Source organism: Prochlorococcus marinus XMU1406 (genome assembly GCF_017696055.1).
GTDB classification, from domain to species: Bacteria; Cyanobacteriota; Cyanobacteriia; order PCC-6307; family Cyanobiaceae; genus Prochlorococcus_A; species Prochlorococcus_A marinus_W.
The window spans coordinates 341,566-357,183 of record NZ_JAAORG010000003.1; the positions used below are offsets into that span (position 1 = coordinate 341,566).

General features: G+C 32.7%; 13 protein-coding genes and 1 tRNA gene. 9 read left to right on the forward strand and 5 right to left on the reverse strand.

What is annotated here, in order from left to right; genetic code table 11:
• Positions 1-111: 111 nt before the first annotated feature.
• Positions 112-1,398, forward strand: a complete 1,287-nt coding sequence (hisD, locus tag HA149_RS08290; RefSeq protein WP_209114772.1) for a histidinol dehydrogenase — start codon at positions 112-114, stop codon at positions 1,396-1,398.
• Here hisD and rpiA read toward each other — a convergent pair.
• Both rpiA and HA149_RS08300 read right to left on the reverse strand, forming a co-directional pair.
• Positions 1,395-2,108 carry a ribose-5-phosphate isomerase RpiA gene (rpiA, locus tag HA149_RS08295; protein ID WP_348535643.1) on the reverse strand — a complete coding sequence of 238 codons (714 nt, stop codon included), beginning with the start codon at positions 2,106-2,108 and terminating at the stop codon, positions 1,395-1,397. The two genes, hisD and rpiA, sit on opposite strands and share 4 nt — an antisense overlap.
• 47 nt (positions 2,109-2,155) lie before the next feature.
• Entirely contained in the window at positions 2,156-3,289 is a 1,134-nt protein-coding gene (locus tag HA149_RS08300; RefSeq protein WP_209114777.1) for a trypsin-like peptidase domain-containing protein, read from the reverse strand.
• Between the two features lie 161 nt (positions 3,290-3,450).
• Here HA149_RS08300 and rimP point away from each other — a divergent pair, with 161 nt between their 5' ends.
• Genes rimP through infB form a run of 4 tightly spaced genes read left to right on the forward strand, consistent with a single transcriptional unit; the run spans position 3,451 to position 9,077 of the window.
• Positions 3,451-3,918, forward strand: coding sequence for a ribosome maturation factor RimP (rimP, locus tag HA149_RS08305; RefSeq protein WP_209115363.1), 468 nt, complete (start codon positions 3,451-3,453; stop codon positions 3,916-3,918).
• Positions 3,919-3,954: 36 nt separating this feature from the next.
• On the forward strand, positions 3,955-5,358 hold the full coding sequence (nusA, locus tag HA149_RS08310) for a transcription termination factor NusA (RefSeq protein WP_209114779.1): 1,404 nt from the start codon (positions 3,955-3,957) through the stop codon (positions 5,356-5,358).
• Positions 5,355-5,636 (forward strand): YlxR family protein, encoded by a 282-nt coding sequence (locus tag HA149_RS08315; protein WP_209114781.1) that lies wholly within the window; start codon positions 5,355-5,357, stop codon positions 5,634-5,636. Before nusA ends, HA149_RS08315 begins: the two co-directional genes overlap by 4 nt.
• A gap of 48 nt (positions 5,637-5,684) precedes the next feature.
• Positions 5,685-9,077 (forward strand): translation initiation factor IF-2, encoded by a 3,393-nt coding sequence (gene infB, locus HA149_RS08320; RefSeq protein ID WP_209114783.1) that lies wholly within the window; start codon positions 5,685-5,687, stop codon positions 9,075-9,077.
• 16 nt (positions 9,078-9,093) lie between these two features.
• On the opposite strand, the gene HA149_RS08325 is transcribed toward infB, so the two are convergent.
• Positions 9,094-9,330: a DUF3493 domain-containing protein gene (locus HA149_RS08325; RefSeq protein ID WP_209114785.1), complete on the reverse strand. Its 237-nt coding sequence runs from the start codon at positions 9,328-9,330 to the stop codon at positions 9,094-9,096.
• A 55-nt stretch (positions 9,331-9,385) separates the two neighbouring features.
• Between HA149_RS08325 and HA149_RS08330 the strand changes: the two genes are divergently transcribed.
• The 4 genes from HA149_RS08330 (at position 9,386) to HA149_RS08345 (ending at position 13,894) form a co-directional block, all read left to right on the forward strand.
• A tRNA-Thr gene (locus tag HA149_RS08330) sits at positions 9,386-9,457 on the forward strand.
• 25 nt (positions 9,458-9,482) lie between these two features.
• The gene (locus HA149_RS08335) at positions 9,483-11,036 is read left to right on the forward strand and encodes an ArnT family glycosyltransferase (protein ID WP_209114787.1); all 1,554 of its coding nucleotides are present in this window, start codon (positions 9,483-9,485) and stop codon (positions 11,034-11,036) included.
• Between the two features lie 37 nt (positions 11,037-11,073).
• The gene (locus HA149_RS08340) at positions 11,074-12,165 is read left to right on the forward strand and encodes a glycosyltransferase family 2 protein (protein WP_209114789.1); all 1,092 of its coding nucleotides are present in this window, start codon (positions 11,074-11,076) and stop codon (positions 12,163-12,165) included.
• 106 nt (positions 12,166-12,271) lie between these two features.
• Positions 12,272-13,894, forward strand: coding sequence for a photosystem II high light acclimation radical SAM protein (locus tag HA149_RS08345; protein ID WP_209114791.1), 1,623 nt, complete (start codon positions 12,272-12,274; stop codon positions 13,892-13,894).
• Between the two features lie 12 nt (positions 13,895-13,906).
• Here HA149_RS08345 and clpS read toward each other — a convergent pair whose 3' ends face one another.
• Positions 13,907-14,224 carry an ATP-dependent Clp protease adapter ClpS gene (gene clpS / locus HA149_RS08350; protein ID WP_209114793.1) on the reverse strand — a complete coding sequence of 106 codons (318 nt, stop codon included), beginning with the start codon at positions 14,222-14,224 and terminating at the stop codon, positions 13,907-13,909.
• 31 nt (positions 14,225-14,255) lie between these two features.
• The gene (locus HA149_RS08355; protein ID WP_209114795.1) at positions 14,256-15,482 is read right to left on the reverse strand and encodes an LL-diaminopimelate aminotransferase; all 1,227 of its coding nucleotides are present in this window, start codon (positions 15,480-15,482) and stop codon (positions 14,256-14,258) included.
• Between the last annotated feature and the right edge of the window lie 136 nt (positions 15,483-15,618).

Here is a 15,618-nt window from a genome sequence, read left to right on the forward strand (position 1 = left end):
TTAAATATTAGATTATTATCATAACAAATAAATCGACTCCTAATCAATCATATATAATTCAGAAAGCTATTAAATTGGGTTTTGAGCCTTTCAATTTGAAAAAATAAACATATGAAGATTATAAGTAATAAAAAAGAAGCTATTGAAGAATTAAAAAGGATTTCTAGCCGAACTAATTCTGAAAACAATAATAAGATAAATACAATTGTTGAAAAAATTCTTCAAGAGGTCAAAATCTCTGGAGATAAAGCAGTAGAAAAATATACAAAAAAATTTGATGGTTTCGACCCTTACCCTATGCAAGTGAGTGCGGATCAAATAAAAAATGCATGGGATGAAATTGATAATAATTTGAAGCGCTCACTTGAGTTAGCTCATAAAAGAATTCATAAATTCCATGAAAAAGAAATTCCTCAATCTTTCACTATAAAAGGCGAATATGGTGATATAGTCCAAAGAAAATGGAGACCCGTTAAAAATGCAGGTATTTATATTCCTGGAGGTAGAGCTGCTTATCCCAGTACTGTATTAATGAATGCAATACCTGCAAAAGTAGCAGGAGTTGAAGAGATTATAATGGTATCTCCTGGGAATAAAGAAGGAGAAATAAACAAAACTGTTTTAGCGGCAGCTCACTTATCAGGGATCAATAAAGTTTTTAGAATTGGAGGAGCTCAAGCAATCGGTGCTTTAGCATTTGGCACAAATCAAATCAATAAAGTTGATGTTATTTCAGGTCCAGGAAATATATATGTCACAACTGCGAAAAAACTCATTTATGGCTCCACTGGGATTGATTCTTTAGCTGGTCCAAGTGAAATATTAATCATTGCAGATGAAACAGCTCAAAGCACTCATATATCATCTGATCTACTAGCGCAAGCAGAACATGATCCTTTAGCTTCATCAATACTTCTAACTACATCAAAGTACCAGGCAAAAGAAGTTCTAGAAGAACTTTATAAAAAAATAGATAATCATCCAAGAAAAGAAATTTGCATGCAATCAATAAAAAATTGGGGATTAATTGTGATTTGCGAGAATTATGAATCATGTGTTGAACTAAGCAATAATTTCGCCCCTGAACACCTAGAAATTCTTACTATAGATTCAAAAAAAATTCTTGCAGGCATAGAAAATGCAGGAGCGATATTTTTAGGGAAATGGACCCCAGAAGCTGTTGGAGATTATCTTGCTGGACCGAATCATACTTTACCCACATCAGGAAATTCTAGATTTAGCGGTTCTTTGGGGGTTGAAACTTTTATGAAAAATACTTCAATAATAGAATTTAATGAAGAAAGTCTAAAAGTTAATAGCCTTGATATTATTAATCTTGCTAAAAGTGAGGGCTTACATAGCCACGCTAACTCAGTACAAATAAGATTTGAAGATTAGCTAGCTCTTGAGGGCGAGTAAACAACTGGAACGTCATTTTCAATCTTACCAACTAATACTTTGTCTGTAAGATCAACGAATAATCCATTTTCTAATACTCCTGGAATATTATTAATCTTCATTTCAATGTTTTTTGGATTCTTAATACCATCATTAAATAAAACATCTAAGATAAGATTGCCTTGGTCAGTAACAACTGGGCCTGCTTTTTTAGTAGCCATTCTTAAAACAGAACTGCCATTCATTTCTGAAATAACTTCCTGAACTTGCTTCCAAGCATTTGGAAGTACTTCTACAGGTAAAGGAAAAGATTGATTTAGGTTTTGTACGAGTTTAGTTTCATCAACTACAATCAACAATTTATCAGCTTTAGATGCCACTAACTTTTCTCTAACATGGCATGCTCCTCCTCCTTTTATTAATTGAAATCCTGGATCAACTTCATCTGCTCCATCAATAGCTAAATCAATTTGAGATACAGAAGCTAAATCAATAAGAGGGATATCCAGTTCAAGCGCTAAAACTTCTGATTGAAAAGAAGTTGCAACACCTATTATGTTTTGAAGTTTCCCAAAACGAATTTCATCGGCGAGGCTTTTTATCATTAATGCAGCTGTAGATCCAGATCCCAATCCCAGGATCATGCCACTCTTTACTTCCTTAATTGCTGCATCAGCAACAATTTTTTTCATTTGAGTTTGTGAATCCAAAATCTTTTTCTCTAATGGTTATAGATTATTAAATTTCAATGGGTGATTTATGTCAAACCTGGAAGACGTTCTGGTTTAATATTTATCTGTATCTCTTTATTATCTCTCAAAATATTTAAAAGGAATACTTTTCCAATTTGAGCTTTTTCCACTTCATCAAGTAAAGCTTTAGGTTCTTTTATAGAGATATTTTCCGCTGCTATTACTAAATCTCCTCTTCTTAAACCAGCTTTTTCAGCGGGGCTATTGGGGATTACTGATTGAATTAGAGCTCCATTCCTTTCAGGTAATTGAACTATCGAATTAGGGTCTCGATTATGTTCTTTAGCAATTCTAGGATTTAAAGAAATCAATTGAACCCCTAAATATGGATGAATAACTTCACCATTTTTAAGAAGCTGATCAGAAACACTTTTAGCTAGATTGATAGGAATCGCAAAACCTAAACCAGCTCCAGGGCCGCTTCTTACTAATGTATTAATCCCTATTACTTCGCCGTTGGAATTTATGAGTGGTCCGCCAGAATTTCCTGGATTTATTGCCGCATCAGTTTGAATAAGATCCAGCCTTTTATCTGAAAATCCTAAACTATTAATATCTCTATGCAGGCTGCTAACAATCCCCAAGGTAACTGTTTTTTCAAGACCATAAGGAGTACCAAGAGCTATTGCCCAATCCCCAACTTCAAGATCTTCAGAATTTCCAAGTGGAGCAAAACCAGAGTAAGTATCTTCATCGATTTTTACTAAAGCTAGATCAGTTACTGCATCTGTGCCCAAAACATGACCATCACAAATAGATCCGTCTGCCAAAGTAACTGAAACATTATCGACTCTTTCTACAACATGAGCGTTTGTAAGAACCAAACCATTCTGATCAATGATTACACCAGAACCTTGACCCCTCTCTCTCTCAGGGGCAATTACTCCTTGCTCACCGAGTAAATCCCTCAATAAAGGATCTAGTAAAGTAGGATCAAATTGTTGTCTCTCTACCAATCTCTCAGTATCAATTTTTACAACTGCAGGGCCAACATTTTTCACTGCAGATGATACGAAATTATGGTTTTCAAAAGAAGTTAAAGCTAAAACTTCAGTATTTTGAAAAAAATTGACTAAACAAAAACAAATAATAATGAAAATATGGATTAAATTGATAAATTTAATCTTGAGAAACTTCATTTAACTAATTAATAGTTTTTGACTTTATTCAATAAATCTAATTGAAGAAATAAATTATTGTTGTTTTTTTGTTTACATCCATAAAATACAAATTTTTAAATTTTTCTATAGAAAAAACTTCTTTATATGTGACAATAATCTTAGATAAATTTATAAATAATTTGAATAAAGAAAACAAAAATAAACTAGAGGCTTTATTAGAAAAAGTTGCTAATGAAAGAGATTTAGAAATAGCAGATTTAAATATACAAACTAATCAAACTCCAATTGTTATTGAAATTATTATAAAAAAAACTAATGGAGATGACATTTCCTTAGATGATTGTGCGCTATTTAATTCCCCCGCATCTGACGAAATAGAAAAGTCAAATCTTTTAAATTGTTCATATGTGTTAGAAATTAGTAGTCAAGGGGTCAGTGATGAATTAACCTCAGAGAGAGACTTCAAAACTTTTAAGGGTTTTCCAGTTAATGTTGAGTTAAACCAAAAGAATTCAAAAATAAAATTCCTGAATGGTTTACTTTATGAAAAGTCTAATGATTATTTAGCCATTAACATTAAAGGTAGGATAAAAAAAATCCCTTTTGATGAAGTATTTAAAATTAATCTTTGTACCTTAAAAGATTAATTATTTTTCAACCATTATTCAATCTTCCCATCATAGATGGCATTAGTTATTCTCCCAGGTTTAAACAATCTTATTGAAGACATTAGTGAGGAAAAAAAGCTACCTCCTAATATCGTTGAAGCAGCCTTGCGCGAAGCTTTGTTAAAGGGATATGAAAAATATAGAAAAACTTTTTACATTGGAATTAACCAAGATCCATTTGATGAAGAATACTTTAGTAATTTTGATGTTGGACTGGATCTAGATGAAGAGGGTTATAGGATATTATCTAGTAAAATTATCGTTGAAGAAGTTGAGAGCGAGGATCATCAAATATCTTTAGTAGAAGTTAAACAAGTTGCTGATGATGCTCAAATAGGTGACACAGTTGTATTAGACGTCACTCCTGAAAAAGAGGATTTTGGGCGAATGGCGGCTTCAACAACAAAGCAAGTTTTAGCACAAAAATTAAGGGATCAACAACGAAAAATGATCCAAGAAGAATTTGCCGATTTAGAGGATCCTGTTTTAACTGCAAGAGTTATCAGATTTGAAAGGCAATCAGTAATTATGGGTGTTAGTTCGGGAATCGGTAGACCTGAGGTTGAAGCAGAACTTCCCAAGAGAGATCAATTACCGAATGATAACTATAGAGCAAATGCAACTTTCAAAGTATTTTTGAAAGAAGTTAGCGAAATAGCTAGAAAAGGGCCACAACTTTTTGTGAGTAGAGCTAATGCTGGTTTAGTTGTTTATTTATTTGAAAATGAAGTGCCAGAAATTCAAGAGGGTACAGTAAAAATTGTCGCTGTATCAAGAGAAGCGAATCCTCCTTCAAGAGCTGTTGGGCCAAGAACAAAAGTAGCTGTTGATAGCGTCGAACAAGAAGTTGACCCTGTAGGTGCCTGTATTGGAGCGAGAGGAGCAAGAATACAACAAGTAGTAAATGAATTAAGAGGAGAAAAAATTGATGTTATTAAGTGGTCATCAGACCCAATTCAGTATATTTTAAACTCTTTAAGTCCTGCGAAAGTCGATCTAGTGAGACTTGTTGATCCAGAAGGTCAACACGCGCACGTATTAGTTCCTCCTGATCAATTGAGTCTCGCAATTGGTAGAGAAGGACAAAATGTAAGACTTGCAGCAAGATTAACTGGTTGGAAGATAGATGTTAAAAACTCACATGAATATGATCAGGAAGCAGAAGATGCTGCAGTCTCTGAATTAATCATTCAAAGGGAAGATGAAGAGAATCTCCAGCGAGAAGCTGAGCTTAGATTAGAAGCAGAGCAAGCTGAACGTGCTGCCGAAGATGCAAGATTAAGAGAGCTTTATCCCCTTCCAGAAGATGATGATGAATATGGACAAGAAATATATGAAGAAGAGACCTTCTCTGAAAGTGATCAATTAGAGACTGTTCAAGATGGTGAAATTTCCGCCAAAGAGGAGAGAAAACGGTGATACGACAAATCCCTGTTATGCGTATATGCATTTCATGTAGAAAAACATATGACAGGAAACATCTTATAAAGATCACTAAAGATCATAAGCAAGGTATTTTGTTTCAAAAGGGGATGGGGCGATCAGCTTACATTTGCAAGTCAAAAAAATGTTACTCAGATTCCAAAATAAAAAAAAAGCTTCAAAAAGCTTTAAAAACATCTTTAGAACCTGAATTTATTGATATTTTTGAAAAAGAAATTACAAGCTATAATGACAATCCCAATAAGGGAATATAATTAAATTAAATCCTCTTTAATTTCCAAAAAGAGTACAAATCAGATTAAATGACTATCAGCGATAAAATCAGAATTTACGAACTTTCCAGAGACTTAAACCTGGAAAATAAGGATATATTGGATGCCGCTCAAAAACTTTCAATTTCAGTAAAAAGCCATAGCAGTTCAATAAGTACTGAAGAAGCAAAAAAAATAAAAAATCTTATTACTCAAAAAAATTCAGATAAAAAAATACTTTCTATTAAGAAACCTCCAATAAAAAAAGATAATTACAAACAAAGCGAAGAAGATAAATCTTCTGTTATCTCTTCTGTGAAAGGTAATCCTCTTAAAGATACTTCAAACAAAAAGCCATTGTTGATGAAACCTCTTAAAACTGAGAGTCAAAAAATAATCTCAAATAAACCTATAAATCTCAATAAACCCACAATTACTAATAGTTCGCAATCGCAAAAAAATCATACAAATCAAAATATAAATAGTAAAATTTCACAAAATATCAATCAAGATAAAAAAACTTTTCGAAATAACACAATCCCACCTGTAAAAAGTCCTGCAAAACCTCCTATTCAACTAATTGCGAAGCCTAAAAATATTAATAATAATATAAAATCTAATGATTCTTCCAAGAAGAACATCTCCAGTTCAGAAGAAAAAAGACAAATATCAAACAAAAGTGACCAATATTTGAACAAATCAAAAACAAAAAATATTAATAACAGAATGTCTCGCCCTGAGCTCGTAGGAGCTCCAATAAGAAGAGAGGGACCCAATCAGCAAAATAATAAGCAAAACATTTCTTTTAAACAAACTCTCCCCAAGGGGCCTGGTATGCCCAATAGGCCTGGATTAAGAAACAAACAATCAGATCAAGGCAGACCTGGATCTTTTAATAGACAAGCAAATACTACAAATAGGCCTGGTGCTCCCAACAGACCTGGCATGCCCAATAGGCCTGGATTAAGAAACAAACAATCAGATCAAGGCAGGCCTGGATCTTTTAATAGACAAGCAAATACTACAAATAGGCCTGGTGCTCCCAATAGACCTGGCATGCCCAATAGACCTGGCATGCCCAATAGACCTGGCATGCCCAATAGGCCTGGGCCCAGATTCAATGGTCAAAAGTCACCTGGGATTAGAAAGCCAGTATCACCTAATGAACTTTTACAACTTCAAAAAACTAACAAATCTGAGAATGACAAAAAATTAATAAATAATAAAGAAAAACAAAATATTGAGACAACGAAACAAAAGGCGAAAGCTCCTAATAATCGTCCACATACAGCCCCTAATTCAAAAAAAACACCCAATAGAACATTTTCAAATAATTCTAAAAAATCAGGAAGGACAGACTGGGACGATAGCGCAAAACTTGAAGCATTAAGAAGCAAAAATCCCCAAAAACAAAGACAGAAAGTTCATATTATCGGTGAGAATGATGATTCATTAACATCTGAAACCAGTGGATATTCAGGCGAAAAAATTTCAATCTTATCAGCTAGTTTGGCGCGTCCAAAGAAAGACAAGTCTGATGAATCCAAATCTCAAAAAACTATAAAGCAATTTAAGAAGAAGAAAAAAGAGAGTACTAGGCAAAGACAGAAAAGAAGAGCTATGGAGTTAAAGGCTGCTAAAGAAGCTAAACAAATAAGACCTGAAATGATAATCGTACCCGAAGATAATTTAACAGTTCAAGAATTAGCTGATAAATTGAGTCTTGAAAGTTCTGAGATAATCAAATCACTTTTTTTTAAAGGAATAACTGCAACTGTTACTCAATCACTCGACTTAGCAACTATTGAAACAGTAGCAGAAGAATTTGGAGTACCTGTTTTGCAAGATGATATCCAAGAAGCCGCTGAGAAAACAGTAAATATGATTGAATCTGAAGATATTGATAATTTAATAAGAAGACCACCTGTTATTACAGTTATGGGGCATGTAGATCATGGAAAAACAAGTCTTCTAGATTCCATTAGAGAATCAAGAGTAGCTTCGGGGGAAGCAGGCGGCATCACTCAACACATAGGAGCTTATCAAGTTGAATTTGAACATGAATCTAAAAAGAAAAAATTAACTTTTCTTGATACCCCTGGTCATGAAGCCTTCACTGCAATGAGAGCAAGGGGCACAAAGGTTACAGATGTTGCTGTTCTTGTAGTTGCTGCAGATGATGGTTGCAGACCTCAAACACTTGAGGCTATCAGTCATGCAAGAGCAGCAAAAGTGCCAATTGTAGTTGCAATAAATAAAATTGACAAAGAAGGGGCATCTCCAGACAGAGTAAAGCAGGAACTATCAGAAAAAGATTTAATTGCCGAAGATTGGGGAGGAGATACAGTGATGGTTCCAGTAAGTGCTATCAAAAAACAAAACATTGAGAAATTGCTCGAAATGATTTTATTAGTTTCCGAGGTAGAAGATCTGCAAGCTAACCCTGATAGATTTGCAAAAGGGACTGTAATTGAAGCCCACCTGGACAAAGCTAAAGGGCCTGTGGCTACTTTGTTAGTGCAAAATGGTACCTTAAAATCTGGAGATGTTTTAGCTGCGGGTTCAGTCCTCGGAAAAATTAGAGCAATGGTTGATGAACATGGCAATAGAATCAAAGAAGCAGGACCATCATTCCCGGTAGAAGCGCTAGGATTCAGTGAAGTTCCCACAGCAGGAGATGAATTCGAAGTCTACCCTGATGAAAAAACTGCTCGTTCCATTGTAGGAGAAAGGGCAACAGATGCTAGGGCCACAAAATTAGCTCAGCAAATGGCGTCTAGGAGAGTCAGCTTATCATCCTTATCAACTCAAGCAAATGATGGGGAACTAAAAGAGTTAAACTTAATTCTCAAAGCTGATGTGCAAGGTAGTGTTGAAGCGATATTAGGATCACTCGAACAATTACCTAAAAATGAAGTTCAAGTCAGAGTTCTACTCTCTGCTCCTGGAGAAATAACTGAGACAGATATAGATCTCGCTGCCGCATCTGGGTCAGTAATCATTGGATTTAACACCTCATTGGCATCTGGGGCAAAGCGAGCAGCTGATGCAAATGACGTTGATATAAGAGAATATGAAGTAATCTATAAACTCTTAGAAGATATCCAGTTGGCAATGGAAGGGCTACTTGAACCTGATCTGGTTGAAGAATCTTTAGGAAAAGCCGAAGTTCGAGCAACTTTCTCTGTTGGTAAGGGAGCTATAGCAGGCTGTTATATACAAACTGGTAAATTACAACGGAATTGTTCGCTTAGAGTTATTCGATCAGATAAAGTAATTTTTGAAGGTATTTTAGACTCACTAAAAAGGTCTAAAGATGATGTAAAAGAAGTAAATACAGGTTTTGAATGTGGAGTTGGTTGCGATAAATTCTCTTCTTGGATTGATGGAGACATAATCGAAGCATTCAAATTTGTCACCAAAAAGAGGACACTTACTCAATAATAAAATATTAAACTTATCAATCCTTATTCCTATCAAAGAACAATAAGGTGGGGAAAAGTATACAAGCACCAAATTGTATAAACAGATTATTTTGCTGTAATTCACCACCACTCGCAATTTTGGAAAGCATTATTAAGAGACCTAAAAATGCTGAACCACTAAAAGCTATCCACAATATTCTCCTTAACCCCTTGAAGGGAGACTGGGACTCTTTCAATAATTTCCTTTTTAATTCAGGATCTATTTTTGACATTTATAAACTAAATTATAAAATTAATTTTATATGAAAATATCAATATTACAGTATTGCCGATATAGCTCAGCGGTAGAGCAACTGTCTCGTAAACAGTAGGTCGTTGGTTCAATTCCAATTATCGGCATTTTAAAAGCAAATTAAATTCAACAATGTTTAATAGAATCTCAAAATTTAAATATCTTTTTAAAATAATTATTTTTATTCCTCTCATATTTTATTTTGGCAAAAGAAGTTATATTGCTTTTGATGAAGGATTTTATGCTCTACAAGCTAGATGGATACTAGATAAAGGCAACTGGACAATTCCTCTTTGGTGGGATGAATACGTATTAGATAGAACAATAGGATTGCAGTTTTTGATAGCAAAGTCCCAAGACCTCTTTGGAAGAAATATTTTTATTGCATATCTACCCACAACAGTTGCATCAATATTGATGCTATTCGTAACTTATAAATTACATGAAGAATTATTTAATAAAAAATATGCAATTATATCTCCACTAATACTCTCTACTACATATCTATGGTTTGACTACTCACACTTAGCCACTCAAGATATTATTTATTCATGTTTAGTAACTATTGGACTACTCTCTTTAGTCAAAATAAAAAGTAAAGAAAACAAATTCTATATTCTACTTTTTGGAATTTGGATTGGTTTAGCCTTTATAATGAAAACTTTTTTAGTATTTGTACCATTAATATCACTCGTACCCTATTTTTTCATTAAAAAGAATATTTTACTCAGTAAATTTTTTTGGTTTGGACTACTAATTGGATTTATTCCTTATTTATTTTGGACTTTTTCTATCAACCCTTATCTAGAAAAAAATATTATTTTTTACTTAGTCGAAAAATTTAACTTTCTATCTAATAATAATACTTTTACAAATCCTTTCTATTATTATTTTTGGAATATTCCCGCAACTTTTTTGCCATGGAGTTTTTTCGCAATTATTGGCACAATATGCAACATATCCGAAACTAAAGAGAATAAATATATACTTACTTTTTTTCCCTTAATATTAATACTAACACTGAGTATTTTCTCTACGAAAACGCCATACTATACCCTGCAAATTTCATCTATTTTTTCATTAAATGCTTATGTAGGAATAAAATATTTATTCAATTCTCAAAATTATCGCAAAATTTTTTTATTTCTAACTTCAAAAATAATTCCATTATTTATATTTGCTCTAACTTTCATATATTATTTTTTCTTGAAAAATACTATTAACTTTAGCTCTAAAGAAAATACATTTCTAATTCTAGGATTATTATTTTTCGGAGTATCTTGGTCTTTAATAAAATATAACAACTCATTCAAAGAAATATTAATAATTCTAATTATTGGACCTTACCTATTAACTTCATTTCTTTTGCAATCAGGATTATTCACTGATAGATCCAGAGAACTAAGAGAAAAAATGGAATACTTATCATCTTTTGATATAGTAAAAAATCAACCAATACAGGTTGATAAATCAGGGATCACGAATTCTCTATCCCAATCAAAAATCATAAGAATTTCTTTATTAACTCCTCAATTAGGTGAAGGATTAGAAAGTATTGATCAGCTAAAAAAATCTGAATTAGCATGGACAACTGGTCCTAAAAAGATAAAAAGCAATGATTATTCTTTTGAGGTGTTATATGAAAATGAAATTTTAAACCCATGGAAATTAATATTAAAAAAGTAATTAATATATAATGAGATGTCGTCTGTAATCTTTAATAATGAAATCTGTTAATAGTTGGAATTTAACTAATAATAAACTTCATCAATTATTCAAAGATAATAACGAATTTATTTCCATTAAAGTCCGTGGTAATACTTGGGAGCCAATTACAAGGTGGCTAAAATTAGATTCAAGAATTTTTAGAGAAACTACTAGCAAAGCAAGAATAACTTTATGCGATATTGAATCTCTAGCAGAAATTTATAACTACAGATCAATTAGATGGAAAGCAAAAAAACTAACTCCTTTGCCCACTAAGCTAATTCCAAAATCTCTAAAAAATATTTTTCGGAAGGTTCCAATTATAAAGCAACTTGCCTACGAACTAGAAATAGTATTTTATAAATATAGTGAAAATATTTCTGAACATTTAATATCGATAGTAATTCCTGCAAGAAATGAAGCTGGTAATAAAGAACTTTTAATTAATGCTTTAAATAAATTCAAAAATATACCCAATAAATTAGAAATTATTTTCGTTGAAGGCAATAGCAATGATAATACATATGACATTTTGAAAGAGTTAAAAGAAAATTTCTCAAATTTCTTCAAGATATCTCTTTTAAAACAAACCTCTAAAGGAAAAAAAAATGCAGTTGTAGAGGGATTTAATATTTCTTCAGGTGAGACCCTCGCAATAATTGATAGTGATTTTACTGTAGATATTGATGACAGTATTTCAGCAATTATAGAATCAACCAAAAATAAAAATATCCTAATTAATTGCGCCCGCACAACTTTTCCAATGGAAAAAGATGCGATGAGATGGGCAAATTATATAGGAAATAGACTCTTTGCAATATTTCTATCAATTCTCATAAATAAGCCTGTCTCAGATTCACTCTGTGGAACAAAAGTTTTTTCAAGAAAATTCTTTAAACTTATGAAACAAAATGGAAGCTGGGATTCAAAGGCTGACCCATTTGGAGACTTTACGATAATATTTGAAGCTGCTAATAATAATATTAAAATATTAAATTATCCTGTTAGATATTATGCTAGAAAATCTGGAGCACCAAATATATCTAGATGGATAGATGGACTAAAACTGCTCAAAGTATGCTGGATTTATATGATTTCTGATATCTGAATGAAATAAAATTTTCATGAGTATTTTCATAGAATTTTTAATTTCTCCAAATTAGTAATAAAGTAGTTAGATTCTTAAAGAAAATAATTTGATTAAATTTCATAACATGAATTTTAATTTGAAGTTTGAAAAATTAAATAAAAAAAATCACCACAGAAGGCACTACGGAAAAATCCTTACGGTAAGACTACCATGTAATCCAATATTTCCAATAGGACCTATTTATTTAGCAGACCATATTCATAAATGTTTCCCAGAGATAGAGCAGCAATTCATCGATTTAGCAATAATTCCATCAAATAAAGTTTCCCAAAATTTATCTAGAAAAATTGATCAATTTAGACCTCATCTAATCATTTTTTCATGGAGAGATATACAAATTTATGCACCTGTTGATGGCAGAAGTGGAAATCCACTACAAAACTCTTTTGAAGTTTTCTACTCAAAAAATATTTTAAAAAAAATTAGAGGTTCTTGGGGAGGATTAAAATTAATTGCATCTCATTATGGAGAAATATATAGAAATACTTCTTTAGTCAAGATGGGACTAAAAAGAGCACAAAAATACAACAAAGACGTAAAAGTAATTTTGGGAGGAGGGGCTGTTAGTGTCTTCTATGAACAGTTAGGTAATCTACTTCCAAAAGGAACTGTTATTTCTGTTGGAGAGGGAGAAAATCTAATAGAGAAAATCATTAGGGGAGATTCTATAGAGGAAGAAAGATGTTATTCTGCTGGACAAAAACCTCGGAACAAATTAATACATGAACAACCTTCAGGCACCATTAAAACTGCCTGCGACTATCGATATATTAAATCAATATGGCCTGAATTCAATTGGTATATAGAAGGAGGTGATTACTATGTAGGGGTTCAAACGAAAAGAGGTTGTCCTCATAATTGTTGTTTCTGTGTTTATACAGTTGTGGAGGGAAAGCAGGTTCGCGTTAATCCTGTTAACGAAGTAATCAAAGAAATGAAGCAACTATATGATCTTGGAGTAAGAGGATTTTGGTTCACTGATGCACAATTTATTCCGGCTAAAAAACATATTGAAGATGCAAAAACACTTTTGCAAGCCATCAAGGATCAAGGTTGGGACGATATCAATTGGGCTGCATACATTAGAGCAGATAATATTGATGCTGAGCTAGCTCAGCTTATGGTTGATACGGGTATGAGCTATTTTGAAATAGGTATCACTTCGGGATCTCAAGAACTTGTTAGAAAAATGAGATTAGCTTATGACCTTGAAACTGTATTGAATAATTGCAGAATGCTAGTCCAATCAGGTTTCAAGAACCATGTTTCAGTCAATTATTCATTTAATGTTTTTGATGAAACGCCAAGTACCATAAGACAAACGATTGCTTACCATAGGGAATTAGAAAATATTTTTGGTAGGGGCTTAGTTGATCCAGCTATATTCTTTATAGGTTTGCAACCTCATACTCTTCTTGAAAAGTACGCCTTGGAGCATAAAATTTTGAAGCCTAATTATAATCCAATGAGCATGATGCCCTGGACAGCGAGAAAACTTCTATGGAATCCAGGCTCATTAGGGAAAAAACTTGGTCAGGTTTGCTTAGAAGCTTTTGATAATCCAGAAGATGAATTTGGCAAAACAGTTATTAACATTCTTGAAAGAGAATATGGAAAATCTTCCCTAAGAGAATCCTTAAAAGTCCGTCCCTTATCTGAAAGGAAATTAGTTCAAGCCAAAAAATAAATTAAACCTTAATTAATCATCTTTCTCAATTGAACTAGAAATGCCCTTCGATTTTAATGATTCTGAATAGAATTCTGCTGGCTCTAAATCACAAACAATCACCAAACCTACACCCGTGTTGTGTGCCTCTAGCATTATGGCTATAGCATCTTGTTCGCTTAATTGCGGCACAACTTCTCTTAGTGAAATAGTGACATACTCCATAGAATTAACTGGGTCATTATGAAGTAAAACCTTATATTTTGGAGATTTATTTTTTAATTCAGCAGGTTTCTTTTCAATAACTGCGGAATTATTACTTACACTTTGTTCTAACTTTATAGATAGCATTAAAATTTTTGAATCTCAATAGTACCGATAATTATATACTAATTATTCTTTCCATTGCATTAATGACGTTTGATCGTGAGTTAAATGCTGACAAACGAAAATAACCTTCTCCTGATAATCCAAACCCGCTCCCAGGTGTTCCAACTACACTAACTTTTTCGAGAAGGAAATCAAAAAAGTCCCAGGATGTCATTCGATCAGGAACTTTAATCCAGATATAAGGTGCATTGTCCCCGCCATAAACTTTATATCCTGCATTCTGCAGTTTATTTTTCATGATTTTTGCATTTTCCATATAAAAATCAATTAAACCTCTTACCTCTTTCTTCCCTTCAGGAGAATAAACAGCCTCTGCTCCTCTCTGAACCACATAACTTACTCCATTGAACTTTGTAGATTGTCGCCTATTCCAAAGAGGCCATAAGTTTATTTCTTCATTTTTTGAACTCAAACCTTTGAGATTTTTAGGTATTACTGTAAAAGCACATCTAACACCAGTGAATCCTGCATTCTTTGAAAAAGATCTAAATTCAATTGCACAATCCTTTGCTCCCTCAATCTCATATATTGAATGTGGAATATCATTATCTTGAATAAATGCTTCATAAGCTGCATCAAAAAGTATTAGAGATTTGTTTTGAAGTGCATAATCAACCCACTTTTTCAATTCTTTTTTATTAATCGTTGCTCCAGTGGGATTATTAGGAAAACAAAGATATAAAATATCAACTTTTTTTTCAGGTAGTTCTGGCAAAAAATTATTCCCCTCGTTTATTGCAAGATATGTCAATCCTTGATAAATACCATTTTCAAGAGCATCTCCAGTTCTTCCTGTCATAACGTTACTATCTACATAAACAGGATAAACAGGGTCTGTTACAGCAATCGAATTATCTTTGCCAAGAATATCTAAAATATTGCTACTATCACATTTAGAGCCATCTGAAACAAATATTTCTTCAGGATCAATTTGACAGCCTCTCGAAATAAAATCATGCTCTGATATTTTTTCTCTGAGCCAATAATAACCTTGCTCTGGTCCATAACCTCTAAAACCATCTTTTGTTCCCATATCATCTAAAGCTTTACCCATAGCCTTTATGCATGCTCTAGGTAATGGTTCTGTAACATCTCCTATACCAAGCTTAATAATTTCATCATTCATATTTGATTGAGAATATATTTTTACCCTTTTTGCAATTTCAGGAAATAAATAGCCTGCTTTGAGTTTTAAATAATTTTCGTTTACTTGAACCACTTTAGATTAAAAAATTTTCACCAATATTAGAATAATGTATCAACGTGCTTTAGTGGTGATTAGATGTTAATATTATCTTAGTTATGATCAATTCAAGAGATAATCATAGCTATGAATTCAATTTCAATTAATTTGA

Bases quoted from the DNA above. Each gene is read 5' to 3' on its own strand.
- hisD (WP_209114772.1), top strand. From the start codon at position 112: ATGAAGATTATAAGTAATAAAAAAGAAGCTATTGAAGAATTAAAAAGG.
- HA149_RS08300 (WP_209114777.1), bottom strand. From the start codon at position 3,289: ATGAAGTTTCTCAAGATTAAATTTATCAATTTAATCCATATTTTCATT.
- nusA (WP_209114779.1), top strand. From the start codon at position 3,955: ATGGCATTAGTTATTCTCCCAGGTTTAAACAATCTTATTGAAGACATT.
- infB (WP_209114783.1), top strand. From the start codon at position 5,685: ATGACTATCAGCGATAAAATCAGAATTTACGAACTTTCCAGAGACTTA.
- HA149_RS08325 (WP_209114785.1), bottom strand. From the start codon at position 9,330: ATGTCAAAAATAGATCCTGAATTAAAAAGGAAATTATTGAAAGAGTCC.
- HA149_RS08335 (WP_209114787.1), top strand. From the start codon at position 9,483: ATGTTTAATAGAATCTCAAAATTTAAATATCTTTTTAAAATAATTATT.
- HA149_RS08340 (WP_209114789.1), top strand. From the start codon at position 11,074: ATGAAATCTGTTAATAGTTGGAATTTAACTAATAATAAACTTCATCAA.
- HA149_RS08345 (WP_209114791.1), top strand. From the start codon at position 12,272: ATGAATTTTAATTTGAAGTTTGAAAAATTAAATAAAAAAAATCACCAC.
- clpS (WP_209114793.1), bottom strand. From the start codon at position 14,224: ATGCTATCTATAAAGTTAGAACAAAGTGTAAGTAATAATTCCGCAGTT.